The following is a 17,043-nucleotide window of genomic DNA, read 5'->3' as shown; positions in this document are numbered from 1 at the left end:
CGCAATGACCGGCGCGCCGCCCCGCAACGCCAAGCGCCGCTCCGCCTATCGGTGGGGTCTGCGCGCCGAAACGCTGGCCGCCGTCGCGCTGCGCCTGAAGGGCTGGAAGCTCCTGGCGCGCCGCTACAAGGCGGGCAACGGCGAGATCGACATCATTGCCCGCAAGGGCGACACCATCGCCTTCGTCGAGGTCAAGGCCCGCGCCACCCGCGAGGCGGCTCTGGCGGCCATCACCGCACAGGGGCAACGGCGGATCGCTGCCGCCGCACGCGTCTGGCAGGCCGGGCGCGAGGACACGGATGCGGCCACCCTGCGGTTCGACGCGGTGCTGGTGGTGCCGCGCCGCTGGCCGATCCACATCGCCGACGCCTTCACCGCTGTGGAGAGATAACCCTTCGTCCGGGCGCGCACGTCTGGACAAAGCCCCCCCGTGCCCGCATATGCTGCGGCAACCCTCTTTCCTTTGCCGCTTCCGGCGCCGGAGTCTCCCATGCCCTCGACGACACCGCTCAAGATCGCGGTCCAGATGGACCATATCTCCTCGATCAACATCGCCGGCGACAGCGCCTTCGCGCTGATGCTGGAGGCACAGGCGCGCGGTCACACGCTCTATCACTATACGCCGGACAGGCTGGCAATGACCGGCGACCGCGTCACCGCGGCCCTCGAGCCGGTGCGGGTGCGCGACGAGGCTGGCCGCCACTTCGAGTTGGGGGAAAAGGCAGTCACCGACCTTCTTGAGGTGGATGTCATCCTGATGCGTCAGGACCCGCCTTTCGACATGGCCTATGTGGCGGCAACCCACATGCTGGAAAAGGTTCACCCCAAGACCCTCGTGGTCAACGACCCGGCCTCGGTGCGCAACGCCCCGGAAAAGCTCTTCGTCACCGAATTCGCGGATCTGATGCCGCCAACCCTGATCACGCGCGACCGCAACGCAATCGATGCCTTTCGTGCCGAACACCGGGACATCGTCATGAAGCCGCTGTTCGGCCATGGCGGTGCGGCTGTGTTCCGCATCACGCAGGACGATCTCAACTACGGTTCGCTCTACGACTTCTTCGCAGCGACATTCCGCGAACCCTGGGTGATTCAGCGGTTTCTCCCCAACGTCGACAAGGGAGACAAGCGCATCCTGCTCGTCAACGGTCAGTTCGCGGGCGCCGTGAACCGGGTCCCGCAGGCGGGCGACCTGCGCTCCAACATGGTGCGCGGCGGCGCGGCGCGTGAGGCCGACCTCACTGAACGCGAACGCGAGATCTGTGCAAGGCTAGGCCCGTCGCTTCGCGAAAAAGGCCTGATCCTGGTGGGGATCGACGTCATCGACGGCTCCCTGACGGAGATCAATGTAACGGCCCCGACAGGCATCCGCGCGGTCGCCAAACTCGGTGGACCGGACGTCGCGGCCATCCTGTGGGACAACGTGGAGGCGAAATGCGCAACCGTCGCTTGAGCGATAACGGCTGAAACCGCGTTCTGCGCGCGGTTGTGCACCCTTCCTGGTTGCGATAGGTTGCAATTCTTTCATTTGCAATTTTCAAAGCGCGGGCGGAGGGGTGGAACATGGTGTCACGCGTCGCGACGGTGGCGTTTCAGGGCATCGAGGCCAAGCCGGTCGACGTCCAGGTGCAGATCGGGCCCGGACAGGTCGCCTTTACCATTGTCGGGCTTCCCGACAAGGCGGTGGGCGAAAGCCGCGAGCGGGTACGCTCGGCGCTGCTTGCCTCGGGCCTGGCGCTTCCGGCCAAGCGCGTCACCGTCAATCTTGCGCCGGCCGATCTTCCCAAGGAAGGGTCGCATTTCGACCTGCCGATCGCGCTCGCGCTGATGGCGGCGATGGGAGCCGTTCCCGCCGCAGACCTCGACGGCTACATGGTGCTCGGCGAACTGGCGCTGGACGGCACGATTTCCGCCGTTGCGGGCGTCCTCCCGGCGGCCATCGCCGCCAATACGGCGGACAAGGGCCTGATCTGCCCCGCGCCTTGCGGCCCGGAGGCCGCCTGGGCGGACGAGGCAATGGACATTCTCGCCCCCGCCTCGCTGATCCAGCTTGCCAATCACTTCAAGGGAACGCAGATGCTGTCCCGTCCGATCCCGAAGCTCAGGGCCGACCCCGCCGCGCTGCCCGATCTTTCGGAGGTGCGCGGTCAGGAGACCGCGAAACGCGCGCTGGAGATTTCTGCCGCGGGCGGACACAACCTCTTGATGATCGGGCCGCCTGGCGCAGGCAAGTCCATGCTGGCAAGCCGGCTGCCCTCCATCCTGCCACCGCTGTCACCTCGGGAACTGCTGGAGGTGTCGATGATCGCCTCCATCGCCGGAGAACTCTCCGACGGCCGTCTGTCCGAACGCAGGCCCTACCGGGCGCCGCATCATTCCGCCTCGATGGCCGCCCTTGTCGGCGGCGGTTTGCGTGCCCGACCCGGCGAAGTCTCGCTCGCGCACAATGGCGTTCTCTTCCTGGATGAACTGCCGGAGTTTCAGCCACAGGTGCTCGATGGCCTGCGCCAGCCGCTCGAAAGCGGCGAAAGCGTGATCGTGCGCGCCAATCACCGCACGACCTATCCGTCTCGCGTGCAACTGATCGCGGCGATGAACCCCTGCCGCTGCGGTCACGCGGGAGAGCCGGGGCATGTGTGCAAGCGCGGCGCGCGCTGCGCCAGCGAGTATCAGGGGCGGCTCTCCGGCCCGCTTCTGGATCGCCTCGACCTGCGGATTGACGTCCCCGCCCTGTCCGCCGTCGACCTGATCCGGCCGGACAACGCCGAAAGCTCCGCCGCCGTGGCCGCCCGCGTCCTCGCCGCGCGTCAAATTCAGGGCGAACGCTACCTGAGGCTTGGCTCTCCCGCCCGCACCAACGCCCAGGCCGGTCCGCGGCTGATCGAGGAGGTCGCCAAACCCGACCGGGCGGGCCTGGAACTCCTGCAGGGCGCGGCCGAAACGCTGCGCCTGTCCGCGCGCGGTTACCACCGCGTCCTGAAAGTCGCGCGCACGCTGGCGGACCTCGACGGGCAGGAAGCTGTCGGGCGTCTGCATCTCGCAGAGGCGCTGAGCTACCGCGGCGCGGCCCTCGACCGTCAGGCTGCCTGACACGTCGGCAACCCCGGGAAACGTTTTTTCAATCTCTGCAGACGAGACTCACGCTTCCAATCGCGCCGCGCGTCATCGGGAGTAGAGTTTCGTGTCCCCGCAATCGCTCAACCGCAAGGCCCCGTCCGAGCGGCACCGGCAATCCGTCGGGGCGCATCAACCGCACACCCACGACGACGCCCCGGGCCACGCCGAGCCAACGGTTCCGACCGGGCGCGCGCTCCGGCGCGCAATCACGCTAACGATCGCCACCGCCGGTTTTCTTGCCGGCGCCGCGGCAGTGATGTGGATCGTGCCGGAAGCCGCCCGCCAGGTCGTCGCCGGAACCGTTCTCGCCCTGGCCGGCATGGGGCTCGCCGCCGTTGCCCTGGTGCAGGCGCGGATGCAGGCCCAGACGAACGGTCTGTCGGCGCGGATTGCACGCCTTTCCGCCGAAAACGAAGCGCTCCGCGATGAAATCTGGCACCTGAAGGAAAGCGACGCCCGACACCGCGACGTGCTCGACACATTGGGCGATGTCGTGACGCGATGGCGCGAAGGCGGCGAGGTCGTCTATGCCAATGATGCTGCGCTGAAACTCTTTCCCGATGAACGGATCGACGCCCTTCATGCGCAGGCCGGCGACCATGGGCCCGCCGGATATGCGGACATTCGCATCGAATCCGCGAGCGGGCCGCGCTGGTTCTCCCGCCGCGACGTCGCGGTGCGGGACGGGCGCAGCGGCGAACCGCTGATCCAGACGATCCTGCGCGACGTTACTGACAGACGGCAAATTGAGGATGCCCTTGTTGCCGCGCGCAATCAGGCCGAAACCGCGAGCGCCTCCAAAAGCCGCTTTCTGGCGACCGTCAGTCACGAAATCCGCACGCCGCTGAACGGCATCCTCGGCATGGCGGGCCTGTTGCGCGACACGCGCCTCACCGCGGAACAGCGCAGTTATGTCGATGCCGTGCGGAGTTCCGGTGAAATCCTGCTGCTCCTGATCAGCGAGGTGCTGGACATGTCGAAGATCGAGGCCGGCCGGCTCGATCTTGCGCCGGCACCGACAGATATCGCGCTGCTGGCGGAAAGCGTCGTGGAGCTCCTCAGTCCGCGCGCCCAGGCGAAAGGCCTGGAAATCGCATGTTTTGTCGCACCCGAACTGCCGGGCAAGCTCGTCGTTGACGCCGTCCGGCTCAGACAGATCCTGTTCAATCTCGCTGGAAACGGCCTGAAGTTCACGGAAACGGGAGGTGTCGAGATCGCACTGGAGTGCAAGTCCGACCCCCTCGGCGAAACGGCACCCAAACTGGCGATCAACGTCCGCGACACCGGCATCGGATTTTCTGCGGACGAAGCCGAGCGGCTGTTTGAGGAATTCGAACAGATCGACCATGGTCCCGCCCGCCGCTTCGACGGCGCCGGTCTCGGCCTTTCGATCTCGCGTCGGCTGGCGCGCCTTATGGGGGGTGAGATCACGGCTACGGCAGCGCAAGGTGCCGGTGCGTGCTTCCAGGTGATCCTGCCCCTTGTTCAGGTGCCGCAAGGGACGGAGCCTGTAAAAACGCATGTCTTTGACGCGAAAAACGCCCTTGCCGGGAAGACGGCCGTTCTCGTTTCGCGCAGCCGGGTCGAGGGACCGCTGATCGCGCGCCGGCTCGAAGCGGAAGGTGCGACGGCCCTGCTCGTTTCCGCCGGTGACGATGACAGCGACCGCGCTCTCGCGGATGCCGATCTGATCCTCCTCGACCCGCTCGCGGTGTCCGATGCCGGCGCCTGGCTTGCCGGTGCGCGCGCGGCCGGCGTTACGGCCCCGGCCATCGTCTTGATCACGCCGGCGGAACGCGAACGGCTTCCCCGGTTGCGGGCGGCGGGATTCGGCGCCTATCTGATTCGCCCGATCCGTTCCTCAACGCTGGTGCAGGTGGCCCATGCGGTTCTCGAACGCGGCGACACCCAGGCCGCCTGGGACCTTCTGGGCGATGACCGGTCGAAGGATCGCGAAAGCTCCGGGGAGGCCCTCGCCTCGCGCCCGCTGCGGCTCCTGGTCGCAGACGACAACGACATCAACCGGATGCTGACGGAAGCGCTGGTCCGCAAGCTCGGACATGAACCCGTCGTTGTCAGCGACGGTGCGGAAGCCCTGGATGCCGTGCGCTGCCAGGCGGGGTTCGACATGCTGCTGATGGATCTGCACATGCCAGGGGTGGACGGCCTGACGGCAATTCGCCGCTTTCGGGACCTCGAACGGCAGGCGCGGCGCGCGCATGTCACCGTTCTCGCGGTCACGGCTGACGTCACGCCGGAAGCCGAGGAAGCCGCCCTTGCCGCCGGAGCGGATGCCGTGCTGACCAAACCGATCGACCCCGAATTGCTGGCCCGCCACCTGCGCGCCGTCGGGACGGGCATCGCCTGAGCGTCCTGCGCCCACCTTCGGCCACATACCTCGTCAAAGCCCGCATTGTCACGCAAGTGTCGGGAAAGTATGTTCTACGACAGCGCCATGATAAGTGGCCATCCGGGCGGCGCGTCTTGTGGATCTCCACCACCTTGAAGGAGACGGACGAACGTGATCGCGGCAAGCGAGTGCCCAGGTGTCGATTGCACGCCTGTCGGTGACAAGTCAGGGAAGAGCGCCATGTCCATGCCGCGATCGGGTCTTCTGTCTCCACGCAGTCTCGTGCGAAAGTTCATGCCTGCCACTGCTCGCAAGCCCGCATGGCTGCCCAGGCAGGCGTCCGCTCCAGCCGGCCGCCTGACGCCCAGCCTCGGGCGTATCGGCTCACTCGAAGTGCGGCTGGCGCGCAGCCCGCGCGAGATCCGCAAGGCCCAGATGCTGCGCTACCATGTGTTCTACGAGGAAATGTCGGCGATCGCCGATGCCGAAGCACAGGCCACGCGCCGTGACATCGATGCCTACGACGAGATCTGCGATCACCTTCTGGTGCTCGATCACGACACCGTGGAGCGCAATGCGCCCTTCGGACGCAAGAAGCCGAGAATCGTTGGCACATACCGGCTGCTGCGGCAGGAGGTTGCCGAGCGAAACGGCGGTTTCTACACAGCCGACGAGTTCGACATCCAGTCGCTGGTCGACCGGCACCCGCAGTTCAAGTTTCTTGAACTCGGGCGCTCCTGTGTGCTCAAGCCCTACCGGACGAAGCGCACGGTCGAACTGCTCTGGCACGGGATCTGGGCCTACGTCCTGATGCATCGGGTCGACGTCATGGTCGGATGCGCCTCGATCGCGGGAACCGACCCCGACGGGATTGCGGAGCAACTTGCCTTCCTGCACCACAACACGCATCCGCCGCAGGACTGGCGCGTCAAGGCCGTCGACCACCGCTATGTCGACATGAACCGGATGGCGAGAACCGAGATCAACGAGCGTCAGGCCCTTCGCGACCTGCCGCCACTGATCAAGGGCTACCTGCGGCTTGGCGCCTATATCGGCGACGGCGCCGTGGTGGACCGCCAGTTCGGAACGACCGACGTGCTGGTCGTCATGCCGGTGTCGGCCCTCAACAGCCGCTACGTCAACCACTACGGAGCGGACGCCCAGCGCTACGCCTCCTAGTGGTTCGATTCCGACATTTGCCTCCCCGTGCAGCACCGCCACAGAAAATGTCGAAATCATGAGAACCACTAGATAAATACGTGATTTTAGTGGCGCTTTTGAATTTGACATTTGATCAGAAGCCTCGCCGCAAACGGGACTCAGATGTCAAATTTGCTCCACTAGGGTCCACGTCCTAGCCGCCGAAAATCACAGCCGTCTCGCCCAGGCCGACAGCCCTCGAGCGTCGGCCAACGTGCGCAGTGCACCGTCCAGACGATCACCGTCGAGGCGCAAAAACCCGAAACGTTCCAGGAACTCCGCCTGCGTGCGCGGGGCAAGGATCAGCAGGGCCGGATAGTAGGCCCATTGACCATATCCGATCGCGGCGGCAAGGAGAGATCGTGCCAGGCCACGGCCGCGAAGGGATCGCTCGACCCCGAGCGCCGACAGCCACAAGGCACCATCCAGTTCACCAGCGGCCGCAAAAGCAACGGGCCGACGGCTGCGGAAGGCCGCCCAGACCCGCCCCTCCGGCGCCAGCACATCCAGCTCGGCAAGCAGGTCGGCGCCGTCGGACGCCGGCATCCAGGCGCCACGATCCTCGGCCGACAGCCACAAGGCGTGAACCCGGTCGACCTCCTCGCGCTCCACGGCGCGAATGACGAAGGCGCCCGCCTCGCTCAAGGCTGCGGACCGTCATAGCCCTCGATAACGATCAAGTCGGACACGGAGGCCTTTTCCCGCAAGCTTCTGGCATGGGCATAGGCATCGCTGCGATAGCAGGCCAGCGCCTGTTCGTAGCTATCGAATTCGAGCACCACATTGCGCTGGCGCGCAGCCCCTTCGACACATTCGAACGCGCCGCCGCGCACCAGGAACCGCGCGCCATAGGCGCGGAAAACCTCGGCGTTGGCCGCGACATACTCCTTGTAGGCATCCAGATCCGTCACATCGACCCGCCCGATCCAGTATCCCTTGGCCATCCACTCGATCTCCCGTTCTTTTCCAGTGCAAGGGGTAGGGGCTTGCCCAACCCATGTAAAGGCCGGGCAAGCCGTGCAACGGATCGCGAAAGCCGCCCCGCAGGCTTAACACCCCCTTAAATTGCCGCATCTAAACTCCAGCTCCGCAGGCATTCACCGGGACAGTCTGCCCCACATCAACCAGATCGGACCCATGGCTCGAGGATCGTCACGCAGAAGCCGGCAGGAGCCGCGCCTGAACATGCACGCCTCCAAACGTGACGGCGGCACGCTCGACATGCGTCTGACAAAGGCCGACCGACCGGGCGCCGTGAGCAAGAAGCCCGCGCGCACCGCTGGCGCCAAGCGGGGCTCCGGACAGGGCCGCGGACCCGGCGGCGGCAAGCGCGGCAAGACGGGCAGCGCGCGGCAGCGGACAAAATCCGCCCGCGTCCGGCGCGGCGGATTGGTCGGTTTTCTGCGCCGCATCGTCTACTGGAGTTTCGTCCTGTGCATCTGGGGCGGGATCGCCGGGATCGGCGTGCTTGGTTATTATGCCGCCTATCTGCCGCCGACGTCGGAATGGAAAGTCCCGCAGCGTCCGCCGAACGTGCGTATCGTTGCCGCCGACGGCAGCCTGATGGCCAATCGCGGCGATACGGGTGGTGAAGCTGTTCGGCTGGAACAGCTCCCGCCGTATCTTGAGCAAGCGGTGGTCTCCATCGAGGACAGGCGCTTTCGCTCTCACTTCGGGCTCGACCCCATCGGCCTGATGCGCGCGATGATCACCAACTTCACCTCCGGCCGTCTCGTCCAGGGTGGCTCGACGCTGACCCAGCAGCTGGCGAAAAACCTTTTTCTCGAGCCCGACCGCACGCTCAAGCGCAAGGTCCAGGAAGCCGTCCTGGCACTCTGGCTGGAGGCCAATCACTCCAAGGACGAAATCCTCGAGATGTACCTCAACCGCGTCTATCTCGGGGCAGGCGCCTATGGGGTCGATGCAGCCGCGCGACGCTATTTCGACAAGTCGGCGCGAATGCTCAGCGTTGCCGAAGCCGCCACCCTTGCGGGATTGCTCAAGGCGCCGTCGCGCTATGCGCCGACGCGCAACCCCGACCTGGCAGCGGGGCGGGCCGCAACGGTGCTCGCGGCCATGGCGGAGGAAGGCTACCTCACCGAAGCCGAAGCCCGCGATGCCATCGCCGCGCCGATGCGGGTCGTCACCCATCACACCTCGGCCAGCGAAAATTATGTCGCCGACTGGGTGATGGAGCTTCTGCCCAGCTTCGTGGGAGGGATCGAACAGGACATCATCGTCGGCACCACCGTCGATCTCGGACTTCAGATCATTGCCGAAGATGCGCTCAGGCGCGCCCTTGCCGAAGATGGCGCCAAGCGGGGTGTCGAACAGGGCGCCATCGTCACGCTTGACCGTTCGGGCGCCGTCAAGGCGCTCGTCGGCGGCCGGGACTACGCCCGCAGCCAGTTCAACCGCGCGGTCAACGCCCATCGCCAGCCGGGCTCCGCCTTCAAGCCTTTCGTCTATCTCGCCGCGCTGGAACGCGGCCTCACACCCGGCACCATGCGCATCGACGAGCCGGTGCGCATCGGCAAATGGGCGCCCAAGAACTACTCGAAGTCCTACCGCGGCCCGGTCAGCCTGACCGAGGCACTTTCGCTGTCGCTCAACACGGTGGCGGCAAAGCTTGCCAATGAAGTGGGGCCGCGCGCGATCATCCGCAGCGCCCGCAAGCTCGGGATCACATCACCGCTGAAGCCGAATCTGTCCATCGCACTCGGCACCTCGGAAGTGACTCCTTTGGAAATCGCCGCTGCTTACGTTCCTTTCTCAAACGGCGGCTACGGCATCGTTCCCCATGTGATCCAATCGATCCGAACGTCGAACGGCAAGCTGCTCTATGCCCGAAAGGGCGACGGCTCAGGGCGGGTCATTGACCACAGCACCTTGTCGGACATGAACATGATGATGTCCGAGACGCTGCTGACCGGAACCGGACGCGCCGCGCAGCTGCCCGGCCGACCGGCCGGCGGCAAGACCGGCACAAGCCAGAATTTCCGCGACGGGTGGTTCATCGGCTACACAGGCACCTTCACGACCGCAGTCTGGCTCGGCAACGACAACAATTCGCCGACCAAACGGGCGACCGGCGGCTCCTTGCCGGCGAAAATCTGGAAGGACGTGATGACGGCCGGTCACCAGGGCCTTGCGGTCGCGGGTCTTCCGGGCGTGTCCGATCGGCCGCTGACGGTTGCCCAACCGGCCCGAAATCCGAATGCACCCGTGCCGGCGATGCCGGCCGAGGGGGATCCGGCGCGGCGTCTCCCACCGATGCGGGACGGATCCCCGGACGGGGGCGGGCCACTCGACCTGCTCAACCGGATTTTCGGGGGTTAGGGTGCGGACCCTAGCTGCGCGCACGGTTTCGACCGCAACAGGGATCGATCCGCTTCAAACGGCGCGGCGGGCGCCTCGTGTGACAAAAAACACCAGCGCCGCCAGAAACCCGTGCGCGGCAATGATGCCTGCGAGCGCCAGGCCCGATCCGTCGAGCGAGGCGCTGACGCCGATGCCGATCACCGCCGCGGTTGCCATTTGCCCGATCCCCATCAGGGACGATGCGGTCCCGGCTCTTTCGGGAAAGGGCATGAGCGCAGCCGCCTGGGATTGCGGCAGTGCAAGGCCGACGCCCGCCATATAGAGCATCATCGGCACGATCACCGACAAGGCGGACGGCGCGCTCGCAAGCGCGATCAGCATGGCAGCTCCGCCGAGCGCCAGACAGACGACGCCAAGCGCAATCGTTCTTTCCACGCCGTGGCGCGGAGCGATCTTCTGTCCGATTATGGTGCCGCAGACATAGGCGCCGGCACAGACGCCGAAGGCGATGCCGTAAATCGCCGGGGTCAGTCCATATCCGTCCTGCAGAACGAACGACGATCCCGAAATGAACGCGAAAAGGCCGGAATAGGTAAGCGTGACGATAAGCAGATAGGCGCGAAACAGCCCGTGCCGCAGCAACGACGCGAAGCCGCGAAAAAGCGCTCCGGGAGAGAATGGTTCTGTCTCCGGTTGCTTAAGGGTTTCTGGAAGTCCACGCCCGATGGCCAGCATGACGACAACGGCAAAGACGAGCGAGACGAGAAAGACAAACCGCCATCCGCCGGCGCTGGCGATCAGGCCGCCGAAGAAAGGGGCGATCGCCGGGGCAAGACCCATGATCGAGCCCATGCGGGCCAATTCATGTCCGGCGCGCGGCCCCTCATAGAGGTCGCGCACAATCGCGCGGGCGAGAACCACGGGGCCGGCGGCACCAAACGCCTGCAGGAACCGCGCCACGATCAGAATTTCCACGGTTGGAGCGAGCGTGCAGGCAAGGCTTGCCACCGCATAGATTCCAAGGCCGGTGAGCAAGACGGGCTTGCGCCCCAGCCTGTCGGCCAACGGTCCATAGAATACCTGCCCCACGGCAAACCCGACCAGAAACATCGACAGCGTGAGCTGCACCGAGGCGCTTGCCGTGCCGAGATCCCGCATGATGCCAGGCAAAGCCGGCAGGTACATGTCGGTCGACAGCGGCCCTAGCGCCGTCAGACTGGCAAGCAGGATCGTAAGCAACCACGTATCCGGCTTGAGCATGCGGAAACATCCTTGAGGCAGTCGGTCGGCGGCAGCGGTCGCAAAAAACCGCGGGAGAAAACGGCGGGCGGCAGTCAGCCGTAAAGATGCAAGGCCCCGCCCTCCTGCCGCAGCCAGACGCGGGCCTCATCGGTTTGAGGGGCAAGTTCACGGCAAAGACGCCAGAAACCCGGGCCGTGGTTCATTTCGGCAAGATGCGCGACTTCATGGGCTGCGACGTAATCCAGGATTGCAGGTGGTGCAAGCACCAGACGCCAGGAAAACGACAAATGGCCGGCGGCGCTGCACGATCCCCAGCGGCTGCGGGTGTCGCGCAGCGTAATTCCGGCGGGTTTTCTTCCAAGCACGGTCGCATGCCGGGAAACGGCCGTCGTCAGGTCCTCGCGGGAGCGCGCCTTCAACCAGTCGCGCAGCCGGCGCGACAAATGATCGGGGCCACCCGGCACCACAAGGACGGGGTCCGGGTAGCCCGATCGTGTCTTCACCATCCCCCTCAGTCCGCCCGCGGATTCGATTTCATGCATCACGCCGCGAAACGGAACGCTCGCACCAGGCGCAAACGGGGACCCCTCGGGACGTTTCTCCAGTTGTCCCGACAACCAGGCACGCTGACGCGTTGCGAAGTCCCGAGCCGTTTCCAGCGTGCCGCGCGGCGGAACGGTCAGCACCGGGTCGCCGCCACTGGCGGGCACACGCAAAATGTAACGTTTCGCGCGCGGATTGCGGACCAGCCGCACGTTCAGGGTTCGTGTGCCAAGGGTGAGTTCCAGCGCTTCCGGCAAGGGGACAGGCGTGCGAAGCCAGCGCATCACTCCACCTCGGTCAATTCGTCGAATCGCCGGGGGTTTTCGCCATTCAAAGGGTTTCGCGCCGACCAGCGGTAGCGGATCGTCTCGAAACGCATGTCGCGCGCATCCACCAGAAGCAGGCGCCCGACAAGCCCCTCGCCGAAACCGACGATCTCCTTGATCGCCTCCATCGCCTGCATGGTTCCGATCATGCCCGTGAGCGCCCCCAGAACACCGGCTTCCGCGCAGGTGGGCAACAGGCCTTCAGGGGGCCGCTCAGGGAAAATGCAACGATAGGTCGGATTGTGGACACCGTCCGCACCGGTCTCAAAGGGTTTCAGCAAGGTCAGCGAGCCGTCGAGGCGTCCGACCGCACCGGTCACCAGCGGCTTTTGCGCGAAGAAACAGGCATCCGAGACGAGATAGCGCGTGGCGAAATTGTCGGACCCGTCGACAACGAGATCATAGCGCGAGATCAGCGCAAGCGCATTGTGCGGGGACAGCCTCTCCGCCCATGGTTCGAGCTTGACGTGAGGATTGAGCCTTGAAAGCGTTTCCGCCGCACTTGCGACCTTGGGCTCGCCAAGCTGATCGGTATCATGGATGACCTGACGCTGCAGATTGGACAACGAGACGGTGTCATCGTCCACCATGCCCAGGGTTCCGACACCGGCGGCCGCGAGATACTGCAGCACCGGGGAGCCGAGACCACCCGCGCCGATGACAAGCACGCGTGCGGCTTTCAGTTTCTGCTGTCCTGGACCGCCAACATCCTGGAGAACGATATGGCGGGCGTAGCGTTCGAGTTCGGCGGGGCTCAGGCTCATGTCAGGCTCGTGTGCGGGTCATTGAGGCCGTATCGCGTGGCGGAACGGCCAAATCGAAGCGCTGCGGGAACCAGCGCATCTCGCGTGTACCGAATATCAGCGCAGCAGCCGTCCGACCAGACGCGCCGTATAATCGACCATCGGAATGATGCGTGCGTAATTCAACCGCGTCGGACCGATCACCCCGAGGACACCGATGATCCGTTCGTCATGGTCGCGAAACGGGGACACCACAATGGATGATCCCGACAGGGAAAACAGCTTGTTCTCCGAGCCGATGAAAATGCGCACCCCATCGCCGCCTTCGGCGGCAGCCAGCAGCTGAATCAGGTCGCGCTTGCTTTCCAGATCGTCGAACAGCAGGCGAATGCGCTCAAGATCCTGTTCCGCCTCGAGATCGGAAAGGAGGTTGGAGCGCCCGCGCACGATAAGCGAGCCAGCGTCCGCCCCCGTCCCGGCGCGTGTTGCAATACCCATCTCGACAAGCTTGGCGGTCAGTTCGTCCAGTTCGGCCTGGTGACGATCGCGCTGCGTCTCCAGTTCGACACGGGCCTCCGCCAGCGTGCGGCCCCGAATCAGATTGGTGAGATAGTTCGATGCCTCGATCAACGCCGATTGCGGAAGGTTCGGCGGCAGGGCGACAATCCGGTTTTCGACCGAGCCGTCGTCGGCGACCAGCACGACCAGCGCCTTTTGCGGTTCGATGCGGACAAATTCCACATGCCGCAGCCGCACATCGGCCTTGTGAGTGAACACGACACCCGCCCCGCGCGACAGGCCGGAGAGCATCTGGCTTGCCTCAGTCAACAACTGCTCTGACGTGCGCTCGCTCTGCGCGGCCTTCACCTGGATCTCGATTTGCGAGCGCTCGTCGCGCGTGAGATCGCCGACCTCCAGAAGCGCATCGACAAAGAACCGCAAGCCCCCCTCGGTCGGGAGACGCCCGGCGGACGTATGCGGCGCATAGAGCAGTCCGGCATGCTCGAGATCCGACATGATGTTGCGGATGGAGGCCGGAGAGAGGCGGATCGACGGGTGACGGGAGAGATTTCGCGAGCCCACGGGTTCACCCGTGTCCAGGTAGCTCTCGACGATCGCCCGGAAGATTTCGCGCGAGCGTTGATCAAGCTCGCTCAGGCTCACGGAGGGAACACCCAATGTCACGTTTGCTTTCCTCGTTGTCCGACCCGCGATGGCTGAAAGGCCATGCGCACCCTTTCGGGAATATAACGACTCTTCGCAGGATAATGAGGGGTTGTCGGAATTTTTCCGTTCGCCGAGCCTCGACAACCGGTGCCCACCGCACCCGCAAAGACCGGGCAACGGCAGAGAAGCGTTTTCTCCAGCCGCAGTTTGCATTAGAAGTGCGCGAAACACCCGGCAGATGCCACAAATGGCTCAGCCACGACCGTCCGGAAAGGGATCGACATGCGGCCATCCAAACGTGCAGCAGACGAGTTGCGTGCTGTAACACTCGAGCGCGGCGTCTCAAAACACGCGGAAGGCTCCTGCCTCGTCAAGTTCGGCGATACCCACGTCCTGTGCACGGCAAGCCTGGAAGAGCGCATCCCGCCCTGGCTGCGCGGTCAGAACCGCGGCTGGGTGACGGCGGAATACGGCATGCTGCCGCGCGCCACCGGCGATCGCATGCGCCGCGAGGCCGCCACCGGCAAACAGTCCGGCCGGACCCAGGAAATCCAGCGCCTGATCGGCCGTTCGCTGCGCGCCGTCGTGGATCTGCCGTCGCTCGGCGAACGCCAGATCTCGGTCGATTGCGACGTGATCCAGGCCGATGGCGGCACGCGCACGGCCGCGATCACCGGCGCCTGGGTGGCGCTGAAGGATTGCGTCGAGTGGATGCGGGCGCGCGAGATGGTGTCCGCCCCGGTCCTGAAGGACCACATCGCCGCCATTTCCTGCGGCATCTATGGCGGCAAGCCGGTGCTCGACCTCGACTATCTCGAGGATTCCGACGCCGACACCGATGCAAACTTCGTGATGACCGGCTCCGGCGGCATCGTCGAGATCCAGGGAACGGCGGAAGGCACGCCCTTCTCCGAAGACGAATTCGCCCAGCTGCTGGCGCTTGCCAAGACAGGGATTGGACAATTGGTCGATTTCCAGAAGATGGCGATTTCCTGAGGATCCCATGTCCAACGCCAGTGAGCCAACGCACCGCTGCCTCGAACCGGGCCGAATCGTGATCGCCAGCCACAATCCCGGCAAGCTGCGCGAGATCGAGGACCTCATGGCGCCCTATGGCTTCGAGGTGGTCTCCGCGGGCGCGCTCGACCTGCCCGAACCGGAAGAAACCGGCACGACCTTCGAAGCCAACGCCGGGTTGAAGGCGGTGGCGGCGGCAAAGGCGAGCGGCCTGCCGGCCCTGGCCGACGACAGCGGCTTTTGCGTCGAGGCCCTTGGCGGCCAGCCAGGCGTCTATTCCGCACGCTGGGGTGGTCCGGAAAAGGACTTCGCCATGGCCATGCGAACGGTGGAGGAAAAGCTGCAGGCGGCCGGCTCCGCAAGCGACGCGCAGCGGCGCGGCTCCTTCGTTGCGGTGCTGTGCCTCGCATGGCCGGACGGGCAAAGTGTGTTCTTTCGCGGCGAGGTCGAGGGACAGATCGTCTGGCCGCCGCGCGGCGACGGCGGCTTTGGCTACGACCCGATGTTCCAGCCCGATGGCCACACGCGCACGTTCGCGGAAATGTCCCCGGAAGAAAAACATGGCCGGACACTGGACGGCCCGGCGCTGTCCCATCGCGCCCGCGCCTTTCAGGCGTTTTCGAAAGCCTGCCTGGAGAGCGCATGACACACGAAAGCGACGGCGGGTTCGGCATCTATGTGCATTGGCCGTTTTGCGAGGCCAAATGCCCCTATTGCGACTTCAACAGCCACGTCCGCCATGCCGGCGTGGACCAGGCCCGCTTCGCGGGCGCCTTCGAGCGTGAACTTCAAACCTTCGCCGAGCGCACACGCGGACGGCGCGTCGATTCCATCTTTCTGGGCGGCGGCACGCCGTCGCTGATGGATCCGGCAACGGTTGCACGCGTGCTCGATGCGATCGGCGGGTTTTGGAGTGTCGCGCCGGATGCGGAGATCACGATGGAGGCCAATCCCTCCTCCGTCGAGGCAACCCGGTTCAAGGGCTATCGCGCGGCCGGCGTGAACCGGCTGTCGCTCGGCGTCCAGGCGCTGAACGACCCTGACCTGAAACGCCTCGGGCGCCTGCATGACGTCGCGCAGGCCAAGACGGCGATTGCCATTGCGCGCGACACATTTCCCCGGATTTCCTTCGATCTGATCTATGCGCGACCCGATCAGACGGCGCGCGACTGGCAGGCGGAACTGTCCGAGGCCATCGACCTCGCCGCCGATCATCTGTCGCTCTACCAGCTGACGATCGAACTCGGAACGCCCTATTTCGAGCTTCACCGCACCGGGAAGCTGGTCGTACCCGATCCCGACACCGCAGCACATCTTTATGACCTCACGCAGGAGATTTGCGAGGCGCGCGGCATGCCGGCCTATGAAGTGTCGAACCACGCGGTCCCGGGCGCGGAATCCCGGCACAATCTGATCTACTGGCGTTATGGCGACTATGTCGGCGTCGGTCCGGGCGCGCACGGGCGGCTGACCGGCGGCAATGGCAAGTTCGCCACCGCGACCGAGCGCCATCCCGAAACCTGGCTTGAGGCTGTCGAGGCGCGAGGCGACGGACTGGTCGAGGATCAGGCGCTCACCCAGGAAGAACAGGGCGACGAATACCTGGTGATGGGACTGCGGCTCGTGGAAGGCATCAACCTCTCCCGCTACGAGGCGATCGCCGGGCGCACAATCGATCCGAGACGCATCGCCCAGCTGGTGGAGCATGGCATGGTGGAACATCTGGACGACGATCGGTTGCGCGCAACGCCGGCCGGTTTTCTCGTTCTGGACGCTGTCGTTGCCGATCTGGCGGCCTGAAGCAGCAATCTTTACGAAATTTGTTTATTTTTTTGCAGTGCAACAGACTGTGCTTGCATGTCTTTCCTCGAGCATGCGGCAATTTTGCAGCAATTGCTGACTATCGACCTCTGTCCCGGTTGATGCGGCGCATGACTTTGTCATATTATTTTGCAATGCGAAAAAACGTTCCGATCCCTTCAAGGGCATGGCCGGAACATAAAGAAGGGTCAATCGC

15 protein-coding genes are annotated in these 17,043 nt (G+C 65.0%); 9 read left to right on the top strand and 6 right to left on the bottom strand.

Features of this window, described 5'->3' with window-relative positions; translation table 11 throughout:
* The first annotated feature begins 4 nt into the window (after positions 1-4).
* The 5 genes from BLU32_RS19005 to BLU32_RS18985 all read left to right on the top strand — a co-directional run bounded on the left by BLU32_RS19005 (position 5) and on the right by BLU32_RS18985 (position 6,646).
* Positions 5-391 (top strand): YraN family protein, encoded by a 387-nt coding sequence (locus BLU32_RS19005; RefSeq protein ID WP_093809559.1) that lies wholly within the window; start codon positions 5-7, stop codon positions 389-391.
* 99 nt (positions 392-490) lie between these two features.
* Positions 491-1,453, top strand: a complete 963-nt coding sequence (gshB, locus tag BLU32_RS19000) for a glutathione synthase (protein WP_093811334.1) — start codon at positions 491-493, stop codon at positions 1,451-1,453.
* Between the two features lie 110 nt (positions 1,454-1,563).
* Entirely contained in the window at positions 1,564-3,090 is a 1,527-nt protein-coding gene (locus BLU32_RS18995; protein WP_093809557.1) for a YifB family Mg chelatase-like AAA ATPase, read from the top strand.
* A 91-nt stretch (positions 3,091-3,181) separates the two neighbouring features.
* Positions 3,182-5,485, top strand: coding sequence for a PAS domain-containing sensor histidine kinase (locus BLU32_RS18990; RefSeq protein WP_093809555.1), 2,304 nt, complete (start codon positions 3,182-3,184; stop codon positions 5,483-5,485).
* A gap of 222 nt (positions 5,486-5,707) precedes the next feature.
* On the top strand, positions 5,708-6,646 hold the full coding sequence (locus tag BLU32_RS18985; protein WP_208976927.1) for a GNAT family N-acetyltransferase: 939 nt from the start codon (positions 5,708-5,710) through the stop codon (positions 6,644-6,646).
* A 189-nt stretch (positions 6,647-6,835) separates the two neighbouring features.
* Here BLU32_RS18985 and BLU32_RS18980 read toward each other — a convergent pair whose 3' ends face one another.
* Positions 6,836-7,312, bottom strand: a complete 477-nt coding sequence (locus BLU32_RS18980; RefSeq protein WP_093809553.1) for a GNAT family N-acetyltransferase — start codon at positions 7,310-7,312, stop codon at positions 6,836-6,838.
* A complete protein-coding gene (locus tag BLU32_RS18975; protein ID WP_093809551.1) occupies positions 7,309-7,611 on the bottom strand; it encodes a DUF1330 domain-containing protein in 303 nt (100 codons plus the stop codon). Before BLU32_RS18975 ends, BLU32_RS18980 begins: the two co-directional genes overlap by 4 nt.
* Positions 7,612-7,852: 241 nt before the next feature.
* Here BLU32_RS18975 and BLU32_RS18970 point away from each other — a divergent pair, with 241 nt between their 5' ends.
* Positions 7,853-10,006, top strand: a complete 2,154-nt coding sequence (locus tag BLU32_RS18970; protein WP_208976926.1) for a transglycosylase domain-containing protein — start codon at positions 7,853-7,855, stop codon at positions 10,004-10,006.
* Between the two features lie 54 nt (positions 10,007-10,060).
* On the opposite strand, the gene BLU32_RS18965 is transcribed toward BLU32_RS18970, so the two are convergent.
* The 4 genes from BLU32_RS18965 to hrcA form a co-directional block, all read right to left on the bottom strand.
* On the bottom strand, positions 10,061-11,248 hold the full coding sequence (locus tag BLU32_RS18965) for a multidrug effflux MFS transporter (protein ID WP_093809547.1): 1,188 nt from the start codon (positions 11,246-11,248) through the stop codon (positions 10,061-10,063).
* Between the two features lie 74 nt (positions 11,249-11,322).
* A complete protein-coding gene (locus BLU32_RS18960) occupies positions 11,323-12,057 on the bottom strand; it encodes a M48 family metallopeptidase (RefSeq protein WP_093811330.1) in 735 nt (244 codons plus the stop codon).
* Positions 12,057-12,863, bottom strand: a complete 807-nt coding sequence (locus tag BLU32_RS18955; protein WP_093809545.1) for a molybdopterin-synthase adenylyltransferase MoeB — start codon at positions 12,861-12,863, stop codon at positions 12,057-12,059. Before BLU32_RS18955 ends, BLU32_RS18960 begins: the two co-directional genes overlap by 1 nt.
* A 96-nt stretch (positions 12,864-12,959) precedes the next feature.
* On the bottom strand, positions 12,960-14,027 hold the full coding sequence (hrcA, locus tag BLU32_RS18950; RefSeq protein ID WP_244501744.1) for a heat-inducible transcriptional repressor HrcA: 1,068 nt from the start codon (positions 14,025-14,027) through the stop codon (positions 12,960-12,962).
* Between the two features lie 264 nt (positions 14,028-14,291).
* Here hrcA and rph point away from each other — a divergent pair, with 264 nt between their 5' ends.
* Genes rph through hemW form a run of 3 tightly spaced genes read left to right on the top strand, consistent with a single transcriptional unit; the run spans position 14,292 to position 16,826 of the window.
* Complete coding sequence (gene rph, locus BLU32_RS18945; protein WP_093809541.1) at positions 14,292-15,005, top strand: ribonuclease PH; 714 nt, start codon at positions 14,292-14,294, stop codon at positions 15,003-15,005.
* Positions 15,006-15,012: 7 nt separating this feature from the next.
* Positions 15,013-15,672: an RdgB/HAM1 family non-canonical purine NTP pyrophosphatase gene (gene rdgB / locus BLU32_RS18940; RefSeq protein ID WP_093809539.1), complete on the top strand. Its 660-nt coding sequence runs from the start codon at positions 15,013-15,015 to the stop codon at positions 15,670-15,672.
* Positions 15,669-16,826 carry a radical SAM family heme chaperone HemW gene (gene hemW, locus BLU32_RS18935; RefSeq protein ID WP_093809537.1) on the top strand — a complete coding sequence of 386 codons (1,158 nt, stop codon included), beginning with the start codon at positions 15,669-15,671 and terminating at the stop codon, positions 16,824-16,826. The genes rdgB and hemW overlap by 4 nt, the downstream gene beginning before the upstream one ends.
* The last annotated feature ends 217 nt before the right edge of the window (positions 16,827-17,043 follow it).

The sequence above is a fragment of the Stappia sp. ES.058 genome (genome assembly GCF_900105595.1).
Lineage (GTDB): Bacteria > Pseudomonadota > Alphaproteobacteria > Rhizobiales > Stappiaceae > Stappia.
Note: the sequence above shows the minus strand (reverse complement) of the source record. Positions and strands in the feature narration are given on the sequence as shown.

Coding starts and splice junctions, on each gene's coding strand:
- BLU32_RS19005 (WP_093809559.1), top strand. CDS start 5: ATGACCGGCGCGCCGCCCCGCAACGCCAAGCGCCGCTCCGCCTATCGG.
- gshB (WP_093811334.1), top strand. CDS start 491: ATGCCCTCGACGACACCGCTCAAGATCGCGGTCCAGATGGACCATATC.
- BLU32_RS18995 (WP_093809557.1), top strand. CDS start 1,564: ATGGTGTCACGCGTCGCGACGGTGGCGTTTCAGGGCATCGAGGCCAAG.
- BLU32_RS18985 (WP_208976927.1), top strand. CDS start 5,708: ATGTCCATGCCGCGATCGGGTCTTCTGTCTCCACGCAGTCTCGTGCGA.
- BLU32_RS18975 (WP_093809551.1), bottom strand. CDS start 7,611: ATGGCCAAGGGATACTGGATCGGGCGGGTCGATGTGACGGATCTGGAT.
- BLU32_RS18970 (WP_208976926.1), top strand. CDS start 7,853: ATGCACGCCTCCAAACGTGACGGCGGCACGCTCGACATGCGTCTGACA.
- BLU32_RS18965 (WP_093809547.1), bottom strand. CDS start 11,248: ATGCTCAAGCCGGATACGTGGTTGCTTACGATCCTGCTTGCCAGTCTG.
- BLU32_RS18960 (WP_093811330.1), bottom strand. CDS start 12,057: ATGCGCTGGCTTCGCACGCCTGTCCCCTTGCCGGAAGCGCTGGAACTC.
- BLU32_RS18955 (WP_093809545.1), bottom strand. CDS start 12,863: ATGAGCCTGAGCCCCGCCGAACTCGAACGCTACGCCCGCCATATCGTT.
- rph (WP_093809541.1), top strand. CDS start 14,292: ATGCGGCCATCCAAACGTGCAGCAGACGAGTTGCGTGCTGTAACACTC.
- rdgB (WP_093809539.1), top strand. CDS start 15,013: ATGTCCAACGCCAGTGAGCCAACGCACCGCTGCCTCGAACCGGGCCGA.
- hemW (WP_093809537.1), top strand. CDS start 15,669: ATGACACACGAAAGCGACGGCGGGTTCGGCATCTATGTGCATTGGCCG.